Source organism: Sporosarcina sp. AD_1 (assembly GCF_057373025.1).
The window spans coordinates 89191-112577 of the sequence record NZ_JBPVIR010000006.1 but is presented as its reverse complement, the minus strand read 5'-3'; the positions used below and the strand labels follow the sequence as shown (position 1 = coordinate 112577).

General features: G+C 44.9%; 21 protein-coding genes. 7 read left to right on the top strand and 14 right to left on the bottom strand.

Going from position 1 to position 23387, the window contains the following annotated elements:
* Positions 1-401: 401 nt before the first annotated feature.
* The 4 genes from ACSW3C_RS12835 to ACSW3C_RS12820 form a co-directional block, all read right to left on the bottom strand.
* Positions 402-1472, bottom strand: coding sequence for a S26 family signal peptidase (locus ACSW3C_RS12835; protein WP_486563047.1), 1071 nt, complete (start codon positions 1470-1472; stop codon positions 402-404).
* Entirely contained in the window at positions 1465-1971 is a 507-nt protein-coding gene (locus tag ACSW3C_RS12830; RefSeq protein ID WP_486563046.1) for a sigma-70 family RNA polymerase sigma factor, read from the bottom strand. The genes ACSW3C_RS12835 and ACSW3C_RS12830 overlap by 8 nt, the downstream gene beginning before the upstream one ends.
* 311 nt (positions 1972-2282) lie before the next feature.
* Positions 2283-2720, bottom strand: coding sequence for a VOC family protein (locus ACSW3C_RS12825; RefSeq protein ID WP_486563045.1), 438 nt, complete (start codon positions 2718-2720; stop codon positions 2283-2285).
* Between the two features lie 125 nt (positions 2721-2845).
* The gene (locus ACSW3C_RS12820) at positions 2846-3607 is read right to left on the bottom strand and encodes a glucose 1-dehydrogenase (protein WP_486563042.1); all 762 of its coding nucleotides are present in this window, start codon (positions 3605-3607) and stop codon (positions 2846-2848) included.
* A gap of 257 nt (positions 3608-3864) precedes the next feature.
* Between ACSW3C_RS12820 and ACSW3C_RS12815 the strand changes: the two genes are divergently transcribed.
* Positions 3865-4392, top strand: coding sequence for a sigma-70 family RNA polymerase sigma factor (locus tag ACSW3C_RS12815; RefSeq protein WP_486563041.1), 528 nt, complete (start codon positions 3865-3867; stop codon positions 4390-4392).
* Positions 4385-5719, top strand: coding sequence for a DUF4179 domain-containing protein (locus tag ACSW3C_RS12810; RefSeq protein WP_486563040.1), 1335 nt, complete (start codon positions 4385-4387; stop codon positions 5717-5719). Before ACSW3C_RS12815 ends, ACSW3C_RS12810 begins: the two co-directional genes overlap by 8 nt.
* Positions 5720-6373: 654 nt before the next feature.
* On the opposite strand, the gene ACSW3C_RS12805 is transcribed toward ACSW3C_RS12810, so the two are convergent.
* From ACSW3C_RS12805 to ACSW3C_RS12795, 3 genes are all read right to left on the bottom strand, one after another.
* Positions 6374-6895 (bottom strand): GNAT family N-acetyltransferase, encoded by a 522-nt coding sequence (locus ACSW3C_RS12805; protein ID WP_486563038.1) that lies wholly within the window; start codon positions 6893-6895, stop codon positions 6374-6376.
* Between the two features lie 89 nt (positions 6896-6984).
* Positions 6985-8439, bottom strand: a complete 1455-nt coding sequence (locus tag ACSW3C_RS12800) for a PH domain-containing protein (RefSeq protein ID WP_486563037.1) — start codon at positions 8437-8439, stop codon at positions 6985-6987.
* On the bottom strand, positions 8436-8936 hold the full coding sequence (locus tag ACSW3C_RS12795) for a PH domain-containing protein (protein WP_486563036.1): 501 nt from the start codon (positions 8934-8936) through the stop codon (positions 8436-8438). Before ACSW3C_RS12795 ends, ACSW3C_RS12800 begins: the two co-directional genes overlap by 4 nt.
* A 725-nt stretch (positions 8937-9661) precedes the next feature.
* On the opposite strand from ACSW3C_RS12795, the gene ACSW3C_RS12790 reads away from it, so the two are divergent.
* Positions 9662-10027, top strand: a complete 366-nt coding sequence (locus tag ACSW3C_RS12790) for a PH domain-containing protein (protein ID WP_486563035.1) — start codon at positions 9662-9664, stop codon at positions 10025-10027.
* A 106-nt stretch (positions 10028-10133) separates the two neighbouring features.
* Here the strand turns inward: ACSW3C_RS12790 and ACSW3C_RS12785 are convergent, their stop codons facing one another.
* The gene (locus ACSW3C_RS12785; RefSeq protein WP_486563033.1) at positions 10134-11489 is read right to left on the bottom strand and encodes an amidohydrolase family protein; all 1356 of its coding nucleotides are present in this window, start codon (positions 11487-11489) and stop codon (positions 10134-10136) included.
* A 104-nt stretch (positions 11490-11593) separates the two neighbouring features.
* On the opposite strand from ACSW3C_RS12785, the gene ACSW3C_RS12780 reads away from it, so the two are divergent.
* A complete protein-coding gene (locus ACSW3C_RS12780; protein WP_486563031.1) occupies positions 11594-12493 on the top strand; it encodes a helix-turn-helix domain-containing protein in 900 nt (299 codons plus the stop codon).
* Positions 12494-12868: 375 nt separating this feature from the next.
* On the opposite strand, the gene ACSW3C_RS12775 is transcribed toward ACSW3C_RS12780, so the two are convergent.
* The 4 genes from ACSW3C_RS12775 to ACSW3C_RS12760 all read right to left on the bottom strand — a co-directional run bounded on the left by ACSW3C_RS12775 (position 12869) and on the right by ACSW3C_RS12760 (position 16684).
* Positions 12869-13372 carry a hypothetical protein gene (locus tag ACSW3C_RS12775; RefSeq protein WP_486563029.1) on the bottom strand — a complete coding sequence of 168 codons (504 nt, stop codon included), beginning with the start codon at positions 13370-13372 and terminating at the stop codon, positions 12869-12871.
* Between the two features lie 94 nt (positions 13373-13466).
* Positions 13467-13730 carry a DUF7662 domain-containing protein gene (locus tag ACSW3C_RS12770; RefSeq protein WP_486563027.1) on the bottom strand — a complete coding sequence of 88 codons (264 nt, stop codon included), beginning with the start codon at positions 13728-13730 and terminating at the stop codon, positions 13467-13469.
* Positions 13731-13870: 140 nt separating this feature from the next.
* Positions 13871-14746, bottom strand: coding sequence for an NERD domain-containing protein (locus tag ACSW3C_RS12765; RefSeq protein ID WP_486563026.1), 876 nt, complete (start codon positions 14744-14746; stop codon positions 13871-13873).
* Between the two features lie 162 nt (positions 14747-14908).
* Positions 14909-16684: a PDDEXK-like family protein gene (locus ACSW3C_RS12760; protein WP_486563025.1), complete on the bottom strand. Its 1776-nt coding sequence runs from the start codon at positions 16682-16684 to the stop codon at positions 14909-14911.
* A 260-nt stretch (positions 16685-16944) separates the two neighbouring features.
* Between ACSW3C_RS12760 and ACSW3C_RS12755 the strand changes: the two genes are divergently transcribed.
* A complete protein-coding gene (locus tag ACSW3C_RS12755; protein ID WP_486563024.1) occupies positions 16945-17157 on the top strand; it encodes a hypothetical protein in 213 nt (70 codons plus the stop codon).
* Positions 17158-17268: 111 nt separating this feature from the next.
* On the opposite strand, the gene ACSW3C_RS12750 is transcribed toward ACSW3C_RS12755, so the two are convergent.
* On the bottom strand, positions 17269-18768 hold the full coding sequence (locus ACSW3C_RS12750; RefSeq protein WP_486563022.1) for an S-layer homology domain-containing protein: 1500 nt from the start codon (positions 18766-18768) through the stop codon (positions 17269-17271).
* A gap of 297 nt (positions 18769-19065) precedes the next feature.
* Between ACSW3C_RS12750 and ACSW3C_RS12745 the strand changes: the two genes are divergently transcribed.
* Complete coding sequence (locus ACSW3C_RS12745) at positions 19066-20097, top strand: GNAT family N-acetyltransferase (RefSeq protein WP_486563021.1); 1032 nt, start codon at positions 19066-19068, stop codon at positions 20095-20097.
* Between the two features lie 91 nt (positions 20098-20188).
* Positions 20189-20668 (top strand): GNAT family N-acetyltransferase, encoded by a 480-nt coding sequence (locus ACSW3C_RS12740; protein WP_486563020.1) that lies wholly within the window; start codon positions 20189-20191, stop codon positions 20666-20668.
* 158 nt (positions 20669-20826) lie between these two features.
* Here ACSW3C_RS12740 and ACSW3C_RS12735 read toward each other — a convergent pair whose 3' ends face one another.
* Positions 20827-23196, bottom strand: a complete 2370-nt coding sequence (locus tag ACSW3C_RS12735) for a polyprenyl synthetase family protein (protein ID WP_486563019.1) — start codon at positions 23194-23196, stop codon at positions 20827-20829.
* Positions 23197-23387: the final 191 nt, after the last annotated feature.

The window sequence follows — 23387 nt, the reverse complement described above, 5'->3', positions numbered from 1 at the left end:
CTACGGCGGCTCCCCCAATTCAGTTTGAACCAAACAAAAATTCCGCCAGCTTGTTCCATTTCTCATGAACAAAGCCGGCGGACTATCATAAAACCGTGGTATGAGGTTCTCAAGTATCCAATGTCTTAACGGACATACAACTATTCCAATGTTCCTTGCAAGGCAGACTGCGTGGCTTCCTGCGAATTATCGTAACATAACTCCCATGAGCAGCTTCCCTTAACGAAATACTGCGTATCGTGTTACGAATCACACAAGTAAACGTTGCAAACCAGGTTGACACGCCCATATCATGAGCGGTTGGTTGACGGCTTGTTCTACTGGACAGCGCCAAACTGGTTTACAAAAGATCCTGACACTCGGAAGCCAGTACGACAACCACCCCCTTTCCGGTTCCTTTCCTATTGTTCGATCATCCACTGACCAGAGCCTGGATCCTGCGTCATAGAAAACGTGCGATCCGCGACACCTTCCCGTCCATACTGATAGCGGATTTCAATATGATCGCCAGCTTGCGTCGCGTTCCGATAAGACGCCTCCACAAACAATTCACCTAACCGGGTTGTGTTCGCAAATGCAGTTGGCTGCGGCCATCTCTTGTCACCCAGCAGCGCATCATACAAATAGAGATCAAAATATTGCTCGGGCGAGTAGACGCCATCCTGCTGTCCTGCCAGATAATCCATATATATCGAAGTCGTTCGCTCTTCTGTTGCGATGCCGGCCACTTGTCCATAAATTTTATGTACAGGCGTGATGGTCGCTCCCTGAACTGTCCGAGCCGCCGGGAAATGGTTCAGCAGCAGATACTCCCGTGCATTCAACACTTGATCATAGCCCCCTGCAATTCGCACGTTCTGCTCCTTGTAACGATCCATCAGTTCGGATTGGAGAGGTTTTCCATTAATCTTCAGCACCCCGTCCTGCAACTTAACCCGGTCTCCCGGTACCGCAACCACTTCATAATAAACATCTTTATACGTCGGCAAATGACTTGTCGTATCGGTCATCGTCCGCACTACATCGCCCGCCTGGTAGGCTGCACGATCGTATATATCGGCTTTGCGCTCAATAACTGTATGGAACGTTTCAGAACTTCCTTTCCTGATGAAAGGTTCGGGATCCACGTAATACAGGCCATCCACTTCATCAAAATTCGGCAACTTGGCAAATTCCTCAACGTCGACAGCAGATAACTGCTGCTTTTTTTGGAAGGCGGATATCTGAGCCAAATCGTCCAACGGATCATACGGCGTTCCTGGCCCCTGGTCAGAAGAAAACAGATTGGCTGAATTCATTGAAAAGAATAGGAATAGCGCGACGGCCGGAAGCGCTATGGAGACCATCGCCACCTTCCACGAAGACTTTCTGGCAGACGGCCGTAATCTATTTTGCACACCTTGTTTAATGCGCCTTTCCTGCTCGGATGTATCTCCCATCATCCGATCCAATTTGCGTTTCATATCACTCATTGCTCATCACCTCCTCGTCTTCCTCTTCAAAGAACTCCTTCAGCTGCTGTTTCGCTCTCCGCAATCTCGTTTTCACGGTATTCTCATTCAGCTCCAAATAACTCGCGATTTCCGCAATGGACTGCTCGTCGTAATAATATAAAATCAACGGCTCGCGGTACTTCAGCGGTAGCTGGAAAAGATGCTTCCGGAGAGACATCAGCTGCTCCTGTTCAAGCAATTCATCTTCCGCCCCTTTAGTAGTAGAGAAAGCTGCGCTGAGAAGAACATCTTTCTTATGCTTCCATGAACGCAAATAATCCTTTGACCGATTGGCCGTCATTTTTGTCAAATATGTTTTGAGAGACGCATCCTTGCGAAACTGGTCGCTCTTTTGAAAATAAGTCACAAACACTTCCTGCACAATATCCTCGGCAGTTGACCAATTCTTCACATACAAATAAGCAATCCGCACCAAATAGCGCGTATGCTCATTCATCACTTGCTCCATTTCATGCATTTTCGTTACTCACTCATTTCTATGGCCATGGCAGGTCCCTATTTTTCTGTCACGCCATACCGGCATATTTCCTCAATTAAACCATAATAAAGTCACTCCGAACATCTAAGCACCCTACAGACGGAGTTTTTCAGAAAAAGTTTCAAATCTTTTTTAGGAAATTTGAGAGTCGGCGAAGCAACTTGCAGACTCGCCCTAGTGAGAGAGACAGCTGTCTGTTCCTTTTTTTGCCTGCAGAATAATTGGGACAAGGAGGCAGAACGCAGATAAAGACACTTGGCCTGTTAGTCGCCAAGTGTCTTTTTATCTGTTTACTTAATTTTCTCTGCCAGTTCCAAAATAATGCCCTCGGGACCACGAACGTAGCATAATTTATAGCTTTCTTCATATTGCTCGATCTCACTAAAGACTTCCGTGCCCTTCTTTTTCAGCTTTGTAATCATACCTTCAATATCCTCGACAGAAAAGCAAATATGTCGGATGCCCAGTGTATTGGCTAATGGTTGCTGCATCTTTTGTTCGTCCGGCGGCGAATAAAATTTGACGAGTTCGATCCACGTCTGACCATCCGACGTCCCCAAACCTATACACGCCGTTCTCACATCTGTCAGTCCAACAATCCGATCCAACTGTTCCCCATCCAATTCCCATTCCGCTTGCACCTCGAGCCCTAAATCAACGAAAAACGCTTTCGCTGCTGACAGATCATGTACGTTTATACTCACATGATCTATTCTATTAATTTTCAAATTCCATACCTCCTTGAAATGAAATGACACTTCTTAATCTAAATGTACTTTCATTATAATAAAAAGCTTCCCGGATAACCGAACATTTCCGGTTTCCGAAAAGCTTTCATTTTTTCTAGCTGAACTTAATATGCACTCCAGCCCGCATCTGCAGCCAGCGCCACACCGTTAATATAAGCCGATTCATCGGATGCGAAGAACAAAGCAATGTTGGCAATGTCCTGAACTTGTCCAGACTTCGGCAGCAGCTTAAGTCCGCGAATAGCGACTTCCATTCCAAACGGATCGACGTTCGTCATCGTCTGCGCGAATCCTGTATCGATATTCGCAGGTGCGATCGCGTTGCAGCGGATGTTTTGCGGTCCGTACTGAGATGCCACGTTTTTCGTCATCCCCACAACTGCATGCTTTGCTGCTGTATATGCAAGGCCGCCGCGGCCGCCCGTCAAACCGGAAATCGAAGCCATATTCAAAATCGTGCCGCCCCCGTTTTCAATGAAATGAGGGATGATACTGCGAAGTCCATGCATGACACCGTTCACATTAATGTCCATTACACGGTTCCATGTCGCATCCTCGACATTTGCAGCTGCCTGCATATTGTCGCCAACACCCGCGTTATTGACGAGAATATCCGCTTTGCCGAACGTTTCAATCGTCTCCTGCACCATGCGCTCCACTTCTTCCCGCTTTGCTACGTTCACCGCAACACCATGCACCGCAAACCCGTTTTCCTTAAATTCTTCCACCGTCTCCTTCATCGCTTCTTCATTGAAATCAGCAATGACGACTTTCGCGCCCTCTTTCGCAAACGCTTTGGCAATCTCTTTCCCGATGCCTGCCGCACTTCCCGTAATGATAGCTACTTTGTCCTGTAAACGCTCCATTATGATCACCTGTCCTTTTGATGTACTACTTCTTTCATTATATCAAAAAGGTTTAACGTTTAAATGTTTTGGAATTGCAATTCAAGTAATGTTCACTGGCGATACGTTGATTTGACATCAGATGCTATTCAATAGATTAAGGAAGTAAAAAGCCAGATACTTGAAGTAATCACTTTGGCAGAGAATAACCAAATTCTTTTGAAACGAAAACAGTCCGTTGCGGGTCTAACTGGTGTCCGGACGAAAGGAGTGGCCTCATGAAGTATGAAAAACTACTGAAGAAAGCCCAGGCAGGCGATGAAGAGGCTTTCTTGAAACTGATTGAAGTGGAAAAGGAAAAATTATATCGTATGGCGTTTATTTACGTACGAAATGAAACAGATGCTCTCGATATCGTGCAAGAGACGATTTATAAAGCTTACCGGGGAGTCGTGAGTGTAAAGGAATCAGCCTATTTTTCAACATGGCTAACAAGAATCCTAATTAACAACGCACTCGATTTCATTCAAAAAAACAGCAAAGTGATACCCATCGAAAAGGACACGCTGGAAAGGATCGAAGCCGCAACCCCTACGTCTCGGGAAGATGCACTCGATTTACAAGAAGCAATTGGGCAGTTGGAGGAAAAATACAAGACGGTCATCTTACTGAGATTCTATCAGGATTTAACTGTCCCGCAAATCGCGGATGTGCTGGATTGTCCAGAAGGCACGGTAAAGACAAATCTACATCGCGCCATCAACCAATTAAGAATGACATATAAGGAGGTTTGCAGCAATGAATGAACCAAGACACGAGGTCAAACGAGCAATTGAGAAAATTGAGGTGCCGGAAGGAAAATTGGATCTGGCCATTCTAAAAGGAATAGGTAAAGCGAAAGACCAACAGAAAAGACCATCTAAGAAGCTTTATCCCTTCTTTATCGCCGCAACCGCTGCGGTATTCCTGACAGTCGGTTCAGCGTTCGTCTCCCCCGCCATGGCGAGGATGCTGTCGTCGGTGCCTGTCTTCGATTCCATTTTCGAGTTCGCTGGTGATTTAGGATTGGTCATTGCCAGTGAAAGAGGGCTTTCGCAAGGCATTGGCCAGACTGTCACGGATCAGGGAATTAGCCTAACAATCGAGGATGTTTACTATGACGGAACTCGTCTGTCCCTAAGTTACCTTCAAGAAGGTACCAATGAGCCCGGCCGAATTGACCAGCTAGGGGAATTGCAATTATTCGTAGACGGCAAGGAAATCAATTTTGGCGACAGCAGGACAGGAAAGCAACTAGGCGACACACAATATGCCGGGGTTATCAACATCCACGCGGTGGAAAGCCTGCCAGATTCATTTGAACTGAAGATAGGGGCACGGCATATAGGCGACGTGTCAGGCTCATGGAATTTCACAATACCTGTGAAGAAAGCAAAGGAAGCTGTGAAGACTATTTCGTCTGGAGAAACCGTAACGTACGAGGACCAGATCATTACTGTAAAGGATGTGAAGATTGGTCCCGCAGGCACGAAGCTGTCATTGTCTATCTCTGCCCCGGATGCTTCTTCGTTTATGATGGTCGATGATCACCTTCTACAGTTCAACTTACTCGATGAACAGGGAAATGCACTCACATTACTCGACGCTTATGGTACAGGGGATGACTCGAAGGATGGCAGACATATAATTGAGATGGAATTCCGCTATGAACCGCTATCTGATGACGTCAAAGCATTGACAGTCAGTCCGTACCTCATGCCTGTTAATACAGGGGCCCCTGTGAAAATTGAACAAGAACTACTACCGGATCATCTACCACTCACAGTCGATCAAGGAGAGATGGGCTCGATTATCGTGCACTCCATCCGACATGAGGACGACGGGATGGTGCTGAAATTTGAAGCCGACAGTGAATTTCCATTTGATGGGTCTTTCCAGTACAACACACTTTGGCTGGAAGACGAGGACGGCAACAATTTAACCTCATCCAAGAAGGCACTTCCAGAGCGCATCCGGCCGAATATTTATGAACAACAGTTCAATAAAGCTGATGGTCCACTTACCCTTGTTACGTTCGAAATGCATGAACTGAAGATGCTGAAAGAATATGAGGTTTCGATTCCACTTCAATGAAAGTAAGAACAACTGATGGAGCCTAGTATAAACGAAAAGCCAATCCGCTAAGTGGATTGGCTTCAGACTGTAGACAAAGTCACTTTGAGATGAATAGAATTGCATATACCAATCGGCAGTGAGCGCAACTTCGCTTTCCATGGGCTTGGCTTCAGCTCAAGCTATTCCCATAGGAGTCTTCGTTGCGCTCCCTGCCTTTAATACAATTTCTTAATTGTTGAGTAAATACATGAAGACTCTCTAAACTTCTTTTATACGAGGTCTATCATATTAATTATTAACAACATACCTTGTTAGCAGAACATCCGTTGATTGGAGCGGAAGGCGTCGACTCCTGGGGGATCAGCGGGACAGGTGAGACCCCACAGGGAGCGCAGCGGACGAGGAGGCTCACCGCCCGCCCCCCGGAAAGCGACGCCAGAAGCGTAAATCAACTTTACTAGGAATCTAAATGTAAGTAGCGGGTGTATATTATTTTTATACGCCACAACAAATTAATATGCTTTTGTCTACGCTCTGAAGCCAATCCGCTAAGTGGATTGGCTTTTTCTCTTAGTTCTTTTGATTAGGCAAGATCATGCGAAGGATGCATACACTGAATGATTTCCTCAACTTCTACAATCCGAATCAGAAACTCCTTCTAAAAACTCCCCATTACAAGAAAAGCGCCATGGAAAGACTGTCATAATACCGCTCTCCATCAAACGATTCCTGACGGAAGATGCCTTCCTGCTGAAACCCAAGTTTTTCGTACAGCGCGATCGCACGGTCATTGTCGGCGCGCGTGACGAGGGTAATTTTCTTCGTCACACCATTTCCTTTTGACCAATCAATCAAAGCATTCATCAACTGGCGGCCAAGTCCATTGCCACAATGGGATAGACGGATGACAATACCGAGGACACCTACATGCTTAAATCGGAATTTCGGACTGGAATGGATCGTTCCGATGCCTATAATCCGTTCCCCCTCCATCATGAGAAGCATGCAGTTTCCGCTTGAGTTATCCATTCCTTCAATCGAACGAACGACTTCATCGGCAGTTTGAGGATACTCCCCCTGTCCGAAAGACAAATAATCCGTTTCCCCGCCGACTTCATTATAAAACTCAACAATGGCTGCTCCGTCCTCAGGTCGAGCATGGCGGATCGCTACTTCTTCGATGCTTTTTGTCATACGTGGTTCCTTCTTTCGTATTTCATTCTTTCTAATATCCCCATTTAGCTATCCTAGCATCCCACTCTCCAAAATTCACCCCGTGCTTTTCACTTTGTCTTTATTTCGGTGACTCGTCCCGCATACCAGGAGTAAAATCGGCCAGCTTCCTGAAGGGACACATCTTCCAGCATCTCGTGCCGAACCGGCTTGGCACGGTTAACGATGCCGATTGTCGCAAGGCCTGTCCATTTCTGCAGTTTGCTTCGATTCACCTTGACCTCAACGATCTTATCTCTTCGTGAGAGATAGGTGGCTTTTTCAAGTACGCCTGCACTGATTTGAATAAACCCATCCGTCATCGCGTATGTTGTGTTGGAATAATTTACGATTCGAATAACTACCGCTGTTGCCAGCAATGATAACGAAACAATCCACCACGGCTCCGGACGAAAATACGCAAGAACTGCCGTGACGATGAGCCAAAACCAATATGGCTTGGCAAGACGGACTAACAGAGACTTCAAGGGAAGGCGTTTCGTTTCTCGTAACACTTTATAGCCCGGCAGCATCTCTTCAATCATTGAATAGGCTCGTTCCCTAGGAAGGAATGGATACAGCGTGCTGATCTCCTGCTCTTCCTCTCCTAACCCGCCCGCACTGATCAGCTTGACTTCAGCGAGTCCGAGCACACGCTTAATCAACGACTGGGTTATCTCGATTGCCTGCACGCGCGTTTTTAAGATGGTAAATTCAGTTTCGTCAATCAAGCCTTTCCGGATCATAATTCGCTTTTCATCAGAGGCGATCTCATATTTTCCGTATTTAATATACGTCCAAACAAACCCCGCCAGCACAGAAACGGCCATTAGGATAATCGCAATGCCGGCAATAAGCCAGCCGGAGGTCAGTACGGAAAGGACCCATCCTTCCACCTTATCCTCCAGATCAAATATTGTATCTAGTTTTGAAAATATAGAAGCCGCCAATGCGATGAGTACTAAAAAATTGAATGACGTAAACGTGGCTTTTATGATATCCCGATGGGTCGGTGAGAAATGAATCGTGCGTAACTCAACTTCTCGAACCGCAGATTGCTGCTCGTTCTCCGTTGACAATTCTTCATGCTGTGCTTTCACAAGTGATTCCAGCCGGTCTGCTTCCCGCTTCGTGATCATCTTGAACTCCACATTGGAATCCGATGCATCTGCAGCTGTTTCAAAGGTGATTGACGTCATTCGAAAGAGTTTATGAATAAAGGAAGTACGGCGCTGTACATTTTGTACTTTATCAAAATAGACCGTTCGCTCTGTTTTGGTAAAAAGACCAGATTTCATATAAAAAGCCTGATGATCCACTGCATAACGGTTTGTCAGCCATTTGAACACGAGGCGCAGTAACGTCAGCACAACGATGCCAGCAAAGACCCGCCGTCCCCAAACGAATAGAAAAGACTTTGATCCATAGTTCACGACAAAAAGAACAATTGCAAAAATCGCCATGTTTTTCACAAACATAAACAAGTCAAAAACGAGAGTGAGCGGATGATAACGCTTCATGTTCATCCTTCATCCACCTCACGGATCTTGGCAAAATAAGCAATTTGATTCCGCAAATCCAGTGCAATCTGTTTCGGCAGACCCACAATGCCGTGGGTAGACCCCATCGTTTGGATAGCAACTGAATACAAGTTATATCTTCTCAATATCGGCCCTTGATTAGTGGACACCGCTTGGATCTTCGTCATCGGCACCAACTCATGATGCTCATGAAATGCCCCCGTCTTAATCTGCAAAAAGTCTTCATTGATCTCATAACGCGTATTCCGGTAAATAAATAACGGCCGCAAGCCAATGCCCCAAATGGCGGAAATACTGATTAGAATAGCGGCAATCCACAGCACCCAGGTTGACCAGCTACCCCACGAAAAATGCCGGGACAACAAGTAAAAGGCGACTAAAAACGCCACTTCTATGAGATGGCTGATGATGGAACTGTACCGCAATACTTTGATTACTTCCTTCGCCAATTGTTTGGACGGCTCTTGAATGTCTGTGTACATGTAGCCCCCTCCTTTCAGGGTTTTCAGGTTTATGTATGGATAGCAGTATGGCGTATTGTTACTAGAGTCGGTGGTAAACTCCCGAGGCGGTGGTAAGCTCCACTAGCTCGGTGGTAAACTCCTCTAGGTCGGTGGTAAACCCCTCTAGGTCGGTGGTAACCCCCCCGAGGCGGCGGTAAACTCCCCTAGGTCGGTGGTAAGCTCCTCTAGGTCGGTGGTAAGCTCCTCTAGGTCGGTGGTAAGCTCCTCTAGGTCGGTGGTAAGCTCCTCTAGGTCGGTGGTAAACTCCTCTAAGTCGGTGGTAAGCTCCTCTAGGTCGGTGGTAAACCTCCGAGGCGATGGTAAATCCCCTAAGTCGGTGGTAAACTCCCCTAGCTCGGTAGTAAACTCCTCCGAGACGGTGGTAAACTTCGCTGAGTCGGTGGTAATCCTCCGAGAAACGGTGGTACCCCAACCTATAAAACTAATAGGTGCTCCCCTCATGAAGAATGAAAAAAATAAAGACACCTCTTTTCTAATAGAATGGCATCCAGTCTATTACCAAAAGTCCGATATCGTCATTATGATAACTAATGAAATACCATTTGTCCATTCTACGGATGGAAGGTTTTGATGAAAATCTGCGTCATGCAAAATTGTCTTTCTATCAACCGACTAACTACCATAGTTTACTTCTATACTTTTATTTACTCCTATGGGATGATAATGAAAAAGGAGTGGTGGATATGGCCGATCTAACAGCCATCATGGCATGGACGTTCACGGAGGAAGTGCCTGTGCCGAATGAAATTACGGAACTATTGATTGAAGGGGAAACGGCGGAAGTCGCCTACAAAACGATTCGCGATGTTGCCGTCGTGACAAACAAACGATTTATCATCGCGGACAAGCAAGGACTGACGGGTAAAAAAGTAGAGATCTACACAATTCCGTTCAGCTCGATCCATATGTATTCGACAGAGAATGCTGGGAAGCTCGACATGAACGCGGAAATAGAATTGTGGACAAAGGCTGGAAAGCTGAAGTTGAACTTGAATCGAAAAGTGGATATTCGGAAGCTCGACCGTATTATTGCTGAGGCGATCTTGTAAGGGTGCTGACAAATAGGAAGAGCCGAACGGGTATGTTCCGTTTGGCTCTTCATCACTTTTATTAGCTTCCTAAGGCGCTTACGTATTCTTAGTTGCGGAAGCTTATTTAATCAACCATTTCCACCTGCCCCATCACAGCATCCCACCTCTCTTGGAATGCTGCCATCTTCTTCTCTACCACCTCTTTGCTTGGAACATGCTGCAGGATCTCTTCTTGGGTGTACATTTTTCCACCTTTCATGATGCGATGGATACTTTTCGTATGCTGGATCGCATCCAGCGGGTTTTCATTCAACACGAGCAAATCGGCGATGTACCCTTCTTTGATTGCTCCCATGTTGTCGAGTTTGATGGAACGGGCCGCTTGGATTGTCGCCGCCTGGAGCGCTTCCATTTCAGTCATCCCGATCTCATGGAACAGTTCCAACTCTCGATGGAGCGCCATTCCTGGGAAGGTGTAGAGGAGCGCGGGCGTATCGGTCCCCGCAACAACCGTGCCGCCCAGGTCAAAATAGGTTTTTGCGACCATCTTTGTGAGTGTATGCTGTTGGCCAAGCTGCTGTTTGATTAACTCTGCATGCTCCTCCATAGTGTTCCAATGGCTCATTAAAATATCATGTTCTTCAAGTGATTTGGTTATCGCATTGTTCGGATGCCAGATATCTGGATACAGATTCGCCTGATCCATCAGGACAAGTGTCGGACAGATTTTCACATTATATCGCAGCATCTGCTCACACAGATCTTTAATCTTCTCCTCATCGGGCTGTTCCCAATTGATATGGCTCCATTCCCCTTGGTCAGCAGATGGATACCACCCTGGATAGATCGCCTGTGCAAATCCAGAAGCATGTTCAAACCATGTCACACCTAGCTTCGCCGCCTCCAACGCGCTTACTTTTTGGGAATGAATCAAGTCGCAGGCCACTTCTAAATCAAATTTTCTCGCCTCATCCACAGTTGCCTCAATCACTTCTTTATTCGCCAAGCCATAGACCTTAATAAATTTGGCACCTACAGCGGCCTGTCTTCTCACTTCCTGTCTAGCTTCTTCCGGATCTTCCGTAACCATGTTCCCAAAGCTTGTCGGCCCCCAAAGGCCAGGTTCCCCGTCAATCATTCGATCTGCGGAAAAGACACGTGGCGTCGGCGCATCCAACGGAGCCTTGATCAAGTCTTCGATCATGAACACATTACTCGCCGGATTTCGTACCGTCGTCACACCGGACGCCAAGAAATGAGGTGCAAATCTCTCTTGGATATGACAATGCATATCGATCAGACCAGGAATAATATAGTTCCCAGTCACATCGATGACTTGAATGCTTTCTGGCAAACTTTCACCCGCCTTGTATATCCTCTTAATCTTCGTCCCTTTAATTTCAATCGACCCGAGAAAAGTTCCCCCATTTTCCACATCTATAATCGTACCGTTTTTAACAATGTAATGTGCGTCAGCCATTGTAGCCGCCTCCTTCTGTATAATGGAATTATCTTAAGGTCATTGTATAGTGAATCTTTAAAGGGATTTATTTAATTTTCATATAGTGGAATTGAGGGAGACAAATGCGAGCATACGGGGAAACACTACGGCAAATCAGGGAACAAAAAGGCTTGACGATGAAGGAATTGGCAGAGGGGATTTGCTCGATCTCATTCCTGTCTAAATTTGAACGGGGCGATTCTGATATAACCCTTGGGCTGTTTTCGAGGATATTGGAAAAATTGATGATGAGTTTTGATGAGTTTTTATTCGTACACAATGAATTCCAGCCAAGCCGGCTCGAACAGTTTTTCAAAGCGGTCAGCCTTGCATATAAGCAGAGCGATTCAGCGGGGTTACGGAAATTAAGAGCGCAGGAAATGAAAAAGTGGAAGAAATCCGGCGTGGACATGTACCGATATCATGTCTTGATGTTAGATGTGTATGAAAGCATCATCGACAACAAAACGATGGGTGAGGAAGAAATACAAGAAGAGGACATTCAAAAGCTATCCGATTACTTCTTTGGCGTTGAAGTGTGGGGCCATTATGAGTTTTTGCTCTATAATGCAACGATGCTATTTCTGGAGCCAGAATTGGTGCTCCATCTTTCTCGTACCGCATACGAAAAAAGCATCCGGTACCAGGAATACCAAAAGGTGAATGAAATCATCGGCACCATTCTTATGAATACCATCATATATCTATTGGGACCTATCCATCATTTCTCCAGAGAGATGCAATTTAAGGATGAACTGGCCGAGTTCTTTACCTATCTGAACAAGATCGCGCTCCCTGAGAACAAATTATTTGAGCGGGCAAACCTAATCCATCTGAAAGGCGCCTATGAATGGCGATTGGGAAATAAAGAAGAGGGGCTTGCCACCATGCGCAAGGCCATTCAACTATTTACGGAATTAGGCTCTGTTAGCCAAGCGAGTCGTATTGAGAATTATGTGGAGCAGATTTTGATTCATAATTAAAAAAGTACCAGGCACTCGAACAGTGCCTGGTATCGTAATAAGTTAACCAGAAGTCATCACCTAGTCTCTCTTTCTAACGCCAAGTTTCTTTGACCCATACATACATGACGAAGCAGAAATGATTAAAATCACAAAAGGAATAATTGCAAGTCCAGGAATTACGATCGACCAATAAAGAGCGTAGGCACTTAAAGCAAATAACAACCAACTGATTATGAGTAACAAGCTAGATGCAAACTCTTTCAGTGCCATCTTAATCATCCTCCCGAATCATTCACTTCTATTTTAAACTATTATTACGTTCATCAGGAAAGGACGTAAAAGTATAGATTATATTGTATCCGGTCAAAAATGTACTCCAGAACCCAACAGAAATTATTTGAATTTATTATCAGACAAGTTAAATGGCTCTACCCGTATTTCTTGTAGAAAATCCTTCATTGCATACTTCTTTTCCGTATGAGTGGCAAGAACTCCTCTTTTCAATTCATTACGCAAGGAAGCTCCAATATCAAATTTTTGAAATTCAGAGATATACTCAGCTGATGATTCTTTTAATAAATGCTTTATAAACCGAATACCATACTCAGTTAAACATGGAAAATCTCTTTTTAAATCCTCATGGGAATCTAGGAAAGCTCTCATATACTTTCTCAATTCTGCTTTTCTATTATGAAACGGATAACTACACCCTGCTTCCCAACTTCCTAAATAAATCACAAACACAGTAAACGAATACCGTCTGACATCCTTGTCCGAGTCACTAAAGTGCTCATAATAGGGTAACTTCGGAAAGCTTGGCCCCATATAAAAATCACCAATTCCAAAACCGTTTAAAGATTTCTTTACTTCATCAATAAGCTGCTGTTTTTCATTCATGATTTCTGCCTGCTTTCTTCGTGAAAAATCTTTACACAGAATTACTTTCCAAACTATACCAATAAATGAAGCGCACTGTTATCCATCTAATCATTTACATAGTAATTTTACAAAATATTATTTTGTGCAGGGCATATGTGTCAGTAACAAAATCGGTTTCATAGCCTGCATCCATCCAAGCAATCGCCTGGGAATGATCATAATTATTTGACCACCAAGGTTCAGGATGTTTGTATGCTGACTGGGGTAAACTTCGACCAATTAAACCCTCTATTTGTTCAAAAGAAAGTATAATTCGTTTTTTATTGCTTCTTTTCAAGTACTCTCCTAATTGTTTATATGCATCGCCTTTAGCCATTTCATTTTCTCCTTTTGAATTGAAAAGTAAACCATGGGAATTAATAGCTGCAGTCTTAATCGGCATGGCCATTGGATTGTTTGTCAATTTGGAACACTTTGAGATTGAGCTTTGGCTCAGTCTCAAATTTTGGTTAAAATCTATCCTAGCTTCTCCGTATACCGACAACCCGGAAATCCACTGCAACCATAAAACTTTCCATACCTGCCTGACTTTAAAGTTAGATGTCCTTCGCATTTGGGACACCTTTTCGGGTTGTCTGCAGCACCCTGTTTTTGAGTTTTAGCCATATTTATAGGTTCCACTGACCTGATTTTCTTTACTTGTCTCACCTTTTTCATATGTTCAGCTTTACGCTCTTTCTTATCCTGCTTTTCTATTGAGGACAGTTCAGTTAGTTTGTCATTGATGTGCTTGAGTTCCATTTCGCCAATTCGATGTTCTTTGTAGTGTGAAATCGTTCTTATTAATTCGGGAAACTGTATTACATGAGCTGTTGTAAATTTCTTGTTGAATTTAAAAGTGGAATTAGATGAGAATGCGATGACGGAGTGGATATCTTCTGTATTTTCTTTTCCTATGTATGCTGCTATGGCCTGGATATGTCCGTAGTTTTGCCGAATCGGATTGTAAAACTTTGATTTCCGTCTATAGATCACTTGTGTCCAAAACGGTTTATATTCATCACCAAAAATCCAACCACTGTAATGCTTCGTTTCAATAACAAATAGGCCGTATGCAGATGTCACAATATGGTCTACTTGGGTCAGTCCATGTTCCCCGTTTGAAATATAGATATTATGAAAAACCTTATATCCATCACCTAAGCTGCGGAGCTTTGACTTGACCTTCCACTCCCCTACTGTTCCTTTGATAACCGGCATTTTCCATTGTATCAACACTGACAGTATGATGAATATGACGAGGAAAGGAAATACACTTGAAGCAAGAAACAACTTAATGGCAACAAAAAACCCCTCATAAAACTCTGCCATCATACTATTTTCAACTTTCATGAAATCCCCCCAATAGGCACTTAGATTAATTAATTCAATAGTATCATATAATATGAAATAAGTTCCTTTTATTAAAGAAGAAGTTCATTCCCCTAAAATCAGTAAAGAAAAAGAGTGCTGAATCCTCGCAGGACTCGCACTCTTTTAAAACACGTAACCATATTAGATTAACTTCTCAATCGCTCTCTCAACCTGCCCACGCAACATCTGAAACTCTCGGCTCCGAACTAACTGCTCCATAGCCCCTTTCAACTCATCCGCATCTTCCAAATTCTCCACCGGTACCGCACGCGAATAAATTCGGGTATATTTCCTTCCCTCTTCATAAGCCAGCGCCCGTACCGGAATGCCTTGCTCCTCAAGTCTCTGCAGGAAGGCGTTCCTCTTTTCAGACGGCAACGGCCCGACTTCGACAATCAAACGGACTGCGGTACTTCTTCTGCTGAACCAGGCGATGAGCGGATGGCCGAGCCAATATCTTTCGGTCACTTCATAGTTCGCGGGAAAGTTCGTCCATTCCGGTTCAATAAAACATGGCAGGCTCGGATGAACGAAGAAATGGTCAGGCTGGATATGTTGTTCCACTGCAAAGGACTGAAACGCCTTGGTCAATGGTGCTTCAGGCATTGGGAGAGCAGCCGGCTCCTGCTCTGTATCCATGTGAAGAGCCTCTGCAATTTGCTTCAATACAACCTGAAATGCCTCTTTCTCATACAACCGCTCCATCGTTTGAATAAGCGAATCCACGTCATCCCATGAGGCCGGACACTCGGCATCCATATATATCCGCGTGTATTGGCGTCCCTCTTCAAACGCCTGCTCCTTCACATCTATTCCCTTCACCTGAAGTGCCTTCAGTAGCTTCACTCGTTTTCCGTGCTCAAGCGGGCCAACCTCTACGCGCAGCTTCATCCGATCATCTGCCCGTTCAAACCAAGCAATCAGCCCCCGGTTCATCCACCATGGTTTACGCAAATCCTCTTCCTCGAAATGATCGTACCACGATTGTTCCAGAAAATGAGGAACCCGGAAATGCGCCGTAATTAAATGCTCGGGCCAGTTCATCTTACGGGCAAACCGCAAGAAAGCTTCCTTCAGAAGACTGTCCCCAACCTTCTTTATAAAATCGATGGTCTCCTTATGACGTACATATGTATGTAGTACCGCATCCGAATCTTCCACTTCTCTGAAATTCGCAGCCTGTCCATGCTGATACAAAAAGTCGACCGCTTCCTTATGGTTCTTATAAAGCGCCATGCCGATTTCATTCAATTCCTCATTCTGAACGAGCTGATCCTCCAAGATATCCACGTAATAGGAAAGAAACGAATGCACATGCGAATTCATATAGTTGACCTGGGAACTCAGCAAGTTCTGCAAGATCCCCAGCACATCGGAATAACCGAGCATCAAATAATCCTCGTGGGTCGGCTCCTCGTCTAGCAGCGTGAGAAAAATCGGGATAATTCGATATCCTTCATAGGTAGAACGCGCAAACTCAATATACTCCTCCAACTGCCCTTCCGATTCGCTCGCCCAGTATTTGTTTTCAATTAACACGACGGTTTTATTCACAGCCGAAACCGCCAGCACATCAATGCGTTTCCGGTTGGATGTGGCAAGTTCTTTGTAAACGGCGAGATCATGATACGAATGGCTGCACAGCTCCAGCACATTATAATTGGAAAGCTTATCCTCGTCCTCGTAATTAGCCGGATTGACAAAAACCTTTGCCAATAGCTTTTTAATAAAATACGATCCCAAATTATGATTTTGCCTTGGATCCAGCAACCACGCCAACACATTGGAATGGCGGATTTCATAGTTGTCCACTTGCAGGATCTTGAAAGGATTAAACCGATTAAAATGATTGTCCAACGTGGTGAAGTCTTGGGAATCCTCTATGAGTGAGAGGATCTGTTGGGAATGGTTCGTCATCCCTATGCCTCCTTTTATGTAACTTGTACCTAGAATGATTATGGCATAAAAACACCCGCACGGGGAATGTCCCCTGCAGGCGTTGATACATCAAGGGAGGTACATCCCTTCTCGAATATTTTAATTCCTCCTTCCACTTAAGGATTGATGCCTTGCCGGGAAGCCGATAAAATCAAAGTATCTAAATGAATCCTAACTTATCTTCTTCAGAACTTGATGGAAGATAAGCAGAAAATAACAATAACCTTGGAGGAGTTCCATTGGCAGCTAAGAAATCATTGGCCGATTATCAGATAGCATATGAACAAATCATCCATGCCGATCAACCTAGAAGGGGGATCCTGCTGGCCGAATTGATGAATGAAATGGTGAAGCAGTTCAAGATCCCCCCTGTTGTAAGTGAAGCATGGACAAGGGAGCACCCGGAGATTGCTGCGATGTACAGAAAATTAACCATTACACGGACATTGTAAGACGTGACATTCGAATAAAAACATAAATAGAGGTTGGCCACATTTAGTTTGGCCAACCTCTATTATTGAATTACAACAGTTTAATGAAGTAAGTGTCTAGCAAGTACTCCATCACATCCAGTAATCATGGAGATACGGCCTAACCGTTACATATACAATGGTTCCCAGCTGCTGTACATCAATTGCAATACCTTCAAAGAAAACATGGCCGTCAGAGTAGACCTTCACGCGGTCATCCGGGAATTCCACTATGAAATTACCGCTTTTCTTCGCTTCAGCTCGGAAAATATTAGTGCCCTTCTCCCTTGTAACGACAGCAATCTGCTCGGAATCTTTCGGGATAATATGCTTTCCGATTTTATGTCCAGGTTTCACGGAGTAATACTTATCATTACTTAAGTCAACCAAGTGAGATGTCCTTTCCTGCAACGTCCGGATACCATAATAGAAATGAGCCGTTTTTTCTGTTACCTCAATCCCATACCGGTTTTTCTCGCCGCCTTTGTAGCGTACAGTGGCAATGTACTGGCCCGGTTTATCAATATCAATGCAAAGATTGTCAATCATGCCCTTTTTGCAATACTTGAATGCCACGCTATCTGACAGCGGCTCTCCTTCCATCGTCGAGAGAGAGACTTGTTCCACTTGCTTTGTCTGCTCCTGCGTCATTTCGAGACCAGCTGCAGTCGGAAAATGGTCGTCCGTCTCTTCCAGTGTCACATTCCATTCGCCATCCGTTTTCTTGACATGCACATAGTACTTCTTAAAATTCGTGTCATCTGGGAAAAAGTCACTTCCTTCTCCAAAGCTAAGCGTGCCGGTCCCTTCTTTCAATGGCACAATTTGAAGACGGTCGCCCGTGTAACCAGCAGACGTCTTTCGTCCTGTCACCAATGCAGCCTTGAAAACGCCCGGGTTTTTCTCCCCATCATTGAACCACTCAATTCTCTTCCAACCAAATTCACTTGCCTGTAGTGTCTTCATCTGTGGCTTTGACTCTTCTGCCGCCTTGAGAAGTTTAGCCGCCTGTCCCCTCGTAATGGAAGCATTCGGACTAAAGGTCGTTGGCGATGTTCCCGTTGTAATGCCGAGATGGTAAATAATCAAGATGTTCTGGCTATGCGAAACGTAAGAGTAATTTTTCACATCTTTAAATGGGTTATCTTTATCCTCTACAGCATACCGAGGCAAATCGAACGCTTTGACAAGAATCGACGCCATCTGTCCCCGCTTGATCGGATCATTCGGACCATATCGACCATCCTCATAGCCGCCAATGATTTCTTTCTCCGCCAGCGCAGCAATCGCTTTGTAGTAGCCATTCTCCGGTGAGACATCCTTAAAACCAGGATTCTTCACCTGATCCGTATTCAGCTCAAGCATCTTCGCGATGATGGCTGCGGCCTGTCCTCTCGTAATTGGATTGCCCGGCTTGAACGTGCCATCCGGATACCCGCCGATAATATTCCGTCCCGCCAGCTCATACACCGCTTCCGCGAAATGCTTCGACTGCGGCACATCAGAAAATTGCGTTGCACCCGCTGCAGTTCCGGTTACTGGCAAACTCACCGCAAGCAACAATGCAACTAGTAACACAATTAGTTTCTTCAATGTTTTCCATCCTCTCTGTTTACATACTAATCCTGGAATTACCGTATAGACGAGAGATTTCAGGAAAAGTTTCAAAGAAAATGAGAAAGAATACAAGACGTTCTTTTTGCCGAGAATTGGCTGGTGAATGCACGTCTTTTCTATACTAGATGAGAACATGGCAATTCACTTCCTCGCATGTCCATCCCTTCAATCAAACAAGATGTGCCATTACTAGGAAAATTGCTATAATTATAGTTAAGCAAGTGCATGGATTGATGACTAAACAAACCAAATCCAAAGAAGAGGAAGATCACTATGACGATGAACGAAACAAATAAAATGGCCAGCATTGCCAGTCTTCGAGACATGAAAGTACCGGATGATTATCCGGATGATTATCCGCATGTCGCTGCGCTGTTCAACACGATTGAACCCGATTCCACAACCGCTCAATCCCTTGAGGAAGAAGATCGGCATGTCCCGGCAACATCCCATCTGACACTTAATGAACATGGCCTCTTGGCCGGCTTCGGCAGAACGAGAGTCGTAGCAGAGAACGAAGAAGGGGAAATCATCGGGTATGGTGCAGCGTTCCGTGCTCCATGGACCGACCCCGGCCAGGTCGGAAGTACGTTCTGTGTGCATCCCGATTATCGCAGACAAGGGGTAGGCAGCAAGATTCTGGCCCATATCGAAAACTGGGCGAACGAACAGCAGGCTTCCATCCTGTTATCCACTGTCCATGACTGGATCGATGCCTCCCTTCCATTTGTTAAAAAGAAAGGATTCCAACTCGATGCGCATGTGTTTGATCTACTTCTCGAACTTCACTCTTATGACCCGGTGCAACAGAAAGACGCCATAGAACAGGTGAAGAGGTCAGGTATTCAATTCAGCACATTCGCGGAAGTAAGCGGGGAGAATTCGGAACAAAAATTGTACGAGTTGTGCGTCGAAACAGCGAAAGATAATCCAGGCCAATACGGAAGCCTACCACCATTTGAACAATGGCGAAACGAGTTCCTGCCACAAGATACCTCGCGCGACGACTGGATTTTCATCGCACGGGACGGAGATCGTTTCATAGGGGTGACTCAATTATTCACGACAGACGAAGCCGGCGTGCTGTATACGAATTACACGGGTGTTCGAAAGGCAAATCGAGGACGCGGCATCGCAAAAGCGCTGAAACAGCTGTCAATTGAATGCGCGCTGAAGGAAGGGGCTCACACCTTGACGACGGATGCAGAGGAAACGAACGCGCCAATGCAAGCCATTAATCGAGGATTAGGCTATCTGCCTGGCAAAGGACATTATCGGATTTTTAAGCGATTGAGGAATGAGTAGAGAGCCTTCTCTTAAAATGAAGTGAAATTGCAGTCCACTGCAAGAGCTGGCTATAATTGAGGTACCTATTAACCTATTCGGAGGATGAATCATGCAAATACGTGAAATTGAGAAGAAAGACAATGCTACCATTGAGCGAATCATTAAAGAATCATTGGAATCCTATCAGCTGGATATCCCCGGAACAGCTTATTTCGATCCACAGCTCGGAAATCTCGCCGATTACTACAAAAACGAGCCGAACGCTAAGTATTGGGTGTTGGTGGATGAAGAAGAGCAAGTGGCGGGCGGTGTGGGAATTGCCCGATTCGGAAAGACTGGTACGATTTGCGAATTGCAGAAGCTTTACATCAAACCCGAAGCCCAAGGCATGGGCTATTCAAAAAAGCTGATGGAAACGGCGCTGGCATTTGCCAAGGAACATTACACTCACTGTTATTTGGAGACGATGGATAAACTCGAAATGGCAAATCACCTATATGCAAAACTCGGCTTCCAGCGTCTGGAACGTCCGCTTGATGGGTCGGAGCATTCGACGATGGATCGGTGGTATTTGAAGGAATTGGTGTAGGAATAGCATGACTGTCGATAACGGCGTCCGTCCAAGGATGTAATCTTTTATTAACCGCTATTTTTTCAGGAATGAATGAGGTGGTGGTTTGAGTCAATGCCTTTGTACTATTCGACAAAGTAAAAAAGCCGGTCAATCCGGCTTTTTTCGCGCTTCATTCAGTTGTCCCTGTTAACAATATAACTTAAAAAATGTTCCAAATAGGTTGCTTTGTGTTGCATCTGTTGCAACATCTCCATAGCGGTGCAGTAATGATCCCACATCGCTTTCCGGGCTCCGTCAGCTCCGAGGACCGATACGAAGGTCGAATGATTGTTTTCGGCATCTTTGCCGGTTGGCTTTCCGAGTGAAGCCGTGTCTCCTTCAATGTCGAGCAAGTCGTCCTTGATTTGAAAAGCAATTCCGGCATGATAGGCAAATCGTTTTAACTCTTCCAGTTCAGATTCCTGCTTCCCTGCTAAGATTGCAGGCATGACGAGTGTAGCCTCGAATGCCAGGCCGGTTTTATAAAAGCACATGGTATGCAACTGATCTAAATTCAATTGCCTGCCTTTTGAACTCAAGTCCATCGCTTGGCCTTTACACATTTCCGTTGTCACTCCAGCCGAATAGCGGATCAAACGAAGCACAGCTTGCGAATCAAACTGGTCGAGGGACGCTTGTTCCTCCACCGCCTTTTGGCTCAAGTAAAGACCTGATAATTCAGCTACGGCCGTGTTATATACTTGGTGTACCGTCGGACGTCCCCTGCGGAAGGACGAATTGTCTTGGGACGGCAAGTCATCGAAGATAAGGGATGCTGTATGCATGTATTCCAATGATTTTAGTAAAGGCATGATGGCAGATGGATTAAGCCCATATTCATAAACGCCCATAACCCATGTCATGATGGGCCGAAGTCGTTTTCCATCCCCTTGCAGGCTGTAATTCGCAGCCTCGATGACCGCTTCCTCTAAAAAAGATTCGCTTCTGTCTTCTGGAATATGTAAAGCTGCATTGATTTGGCCGCGTACCGTATCAATCGTTTCTAAAAAGGCATCCTTTTCTTTGGCTTTAGCTTTGAAATTAGCAATCATTTGATCACGCAGCAGTTTATCAAAGAACTCGACATCATCTGCTTTTCGCACCATCTTTTGGATAACCCGATCGAATTTAGAATGTCCAGTTGCAAATACTTGCATCACTTCGTTGTATGTTTCGTCTCCCATTCGTTCTTTAAATCGTTTTAATCCATTCACTGCACGGTTCAGCATGACGTCACATGTCTTCTTATCCGAATCATACACGTTATGAATCAAATGGTAGATGACCGTCCAATAGAGTTCAAAAGGATTGATGAGATCCGGCCGCATTTGATGGTATTTCATGTAATACGTGTACGGAGTTACCGCGCCAGCCTCGAGGTCGTCAAATAGATCCGCAAAATCGTCGGCCAGCTGATTATAGATACCGTAAAAGAATGTTCGTTTATTAAACCCGTCATCTTCTTTCACGCTAAGAACCGAACGAGCCATCAGCCGAGAAGAAGCAGATTTTAAAATGACCGGAATATAGAGCTCTTCATTCGTATAGGTTGCGTCAAGTAAATTCTTTTCCCGGTCCACTTCCTGAGAATGAAAAAACACATAGGATTGCTCGAGAAAGTCGGCCTTTGTCTCCTGCCGTAAATGGCCTTCTATATAAGCAAAAGCAGCCCGAAGCTCCGAATGGATGGAACGAATCAGCTCCTCGTTTTCTCCTGCCCAGCCCTCTAATTCGGGTACAAATCCTGTCACAAGGGTGGTTCGTATCAAATCGGAATATTGTCCTTTCTCTTCACCGGATAAAACATCCGAGTCCAACAGATCATCAATGAAAGGATACGTCAGTCCATACGAATAGCCCAAACGGAGTGCCCCATCCAATCGCCTGGCCCGCTCTTCATCTGGAATCTCTTCTCCCATCTCTTCTATCTGATGCAAGACGACTCCAGCCACTATCTTAATGAGCTTCCGCTTCGCTTCGTCTGTATTCATCCCTTCTGGAATTATGGAGGATACTAACTTCAACTTGTTCAGTAACCAGATGATGGTCGTCTCAACGCCTTCCTTCTGTGCCCAACGATATAACCCCGCCATACTGAACAACTCTGCTTTCCCGCCATTTTTCACCGAATGGATAAGATGTTCTTTTAAATCATCAACGATAAGCTGAATCCGGTTTTGTGTTTGTGGTGAAGTAAGCGATTTGCCTAGATCCCGTAAAAAAATGTAGGAAATGCTTCTATCCAAATAACTATTAAGTTTTCCAGAGCTGTTAAGCCATAGAATATATTTGTGATATCCGTGAGACTGGGATTTTCTCTTTCCACGCGAAAACAGTGAATAATGATGGATATGATTCTGTTTCCATGCCTGAATATCTTTCGTTAAGGTAGTAGCATAAATCTGATTTGCAAGCTGTCCAGAAAGTGTTGCAAAATATTCCGCGGCCTTCTTCTCAGCAAGCTCATACACTGTATCGGCATTTTCTTGTAATCTAACATTCATACTACATTCCCTCTACTTCATGTTTTTTAGTATCTGTGAGATGAATCCACTCCACTATATGCTATGGGACGGTATTGCTTGCATGAAGGGTGCAGGTATCGGACTGCATTTTGTATTATTCTAGCTCAGCCCTCTATGCTGTTCGGCACCCAAAGATCGGTGCCTGATGCAATGATTAAAATCAATTACAA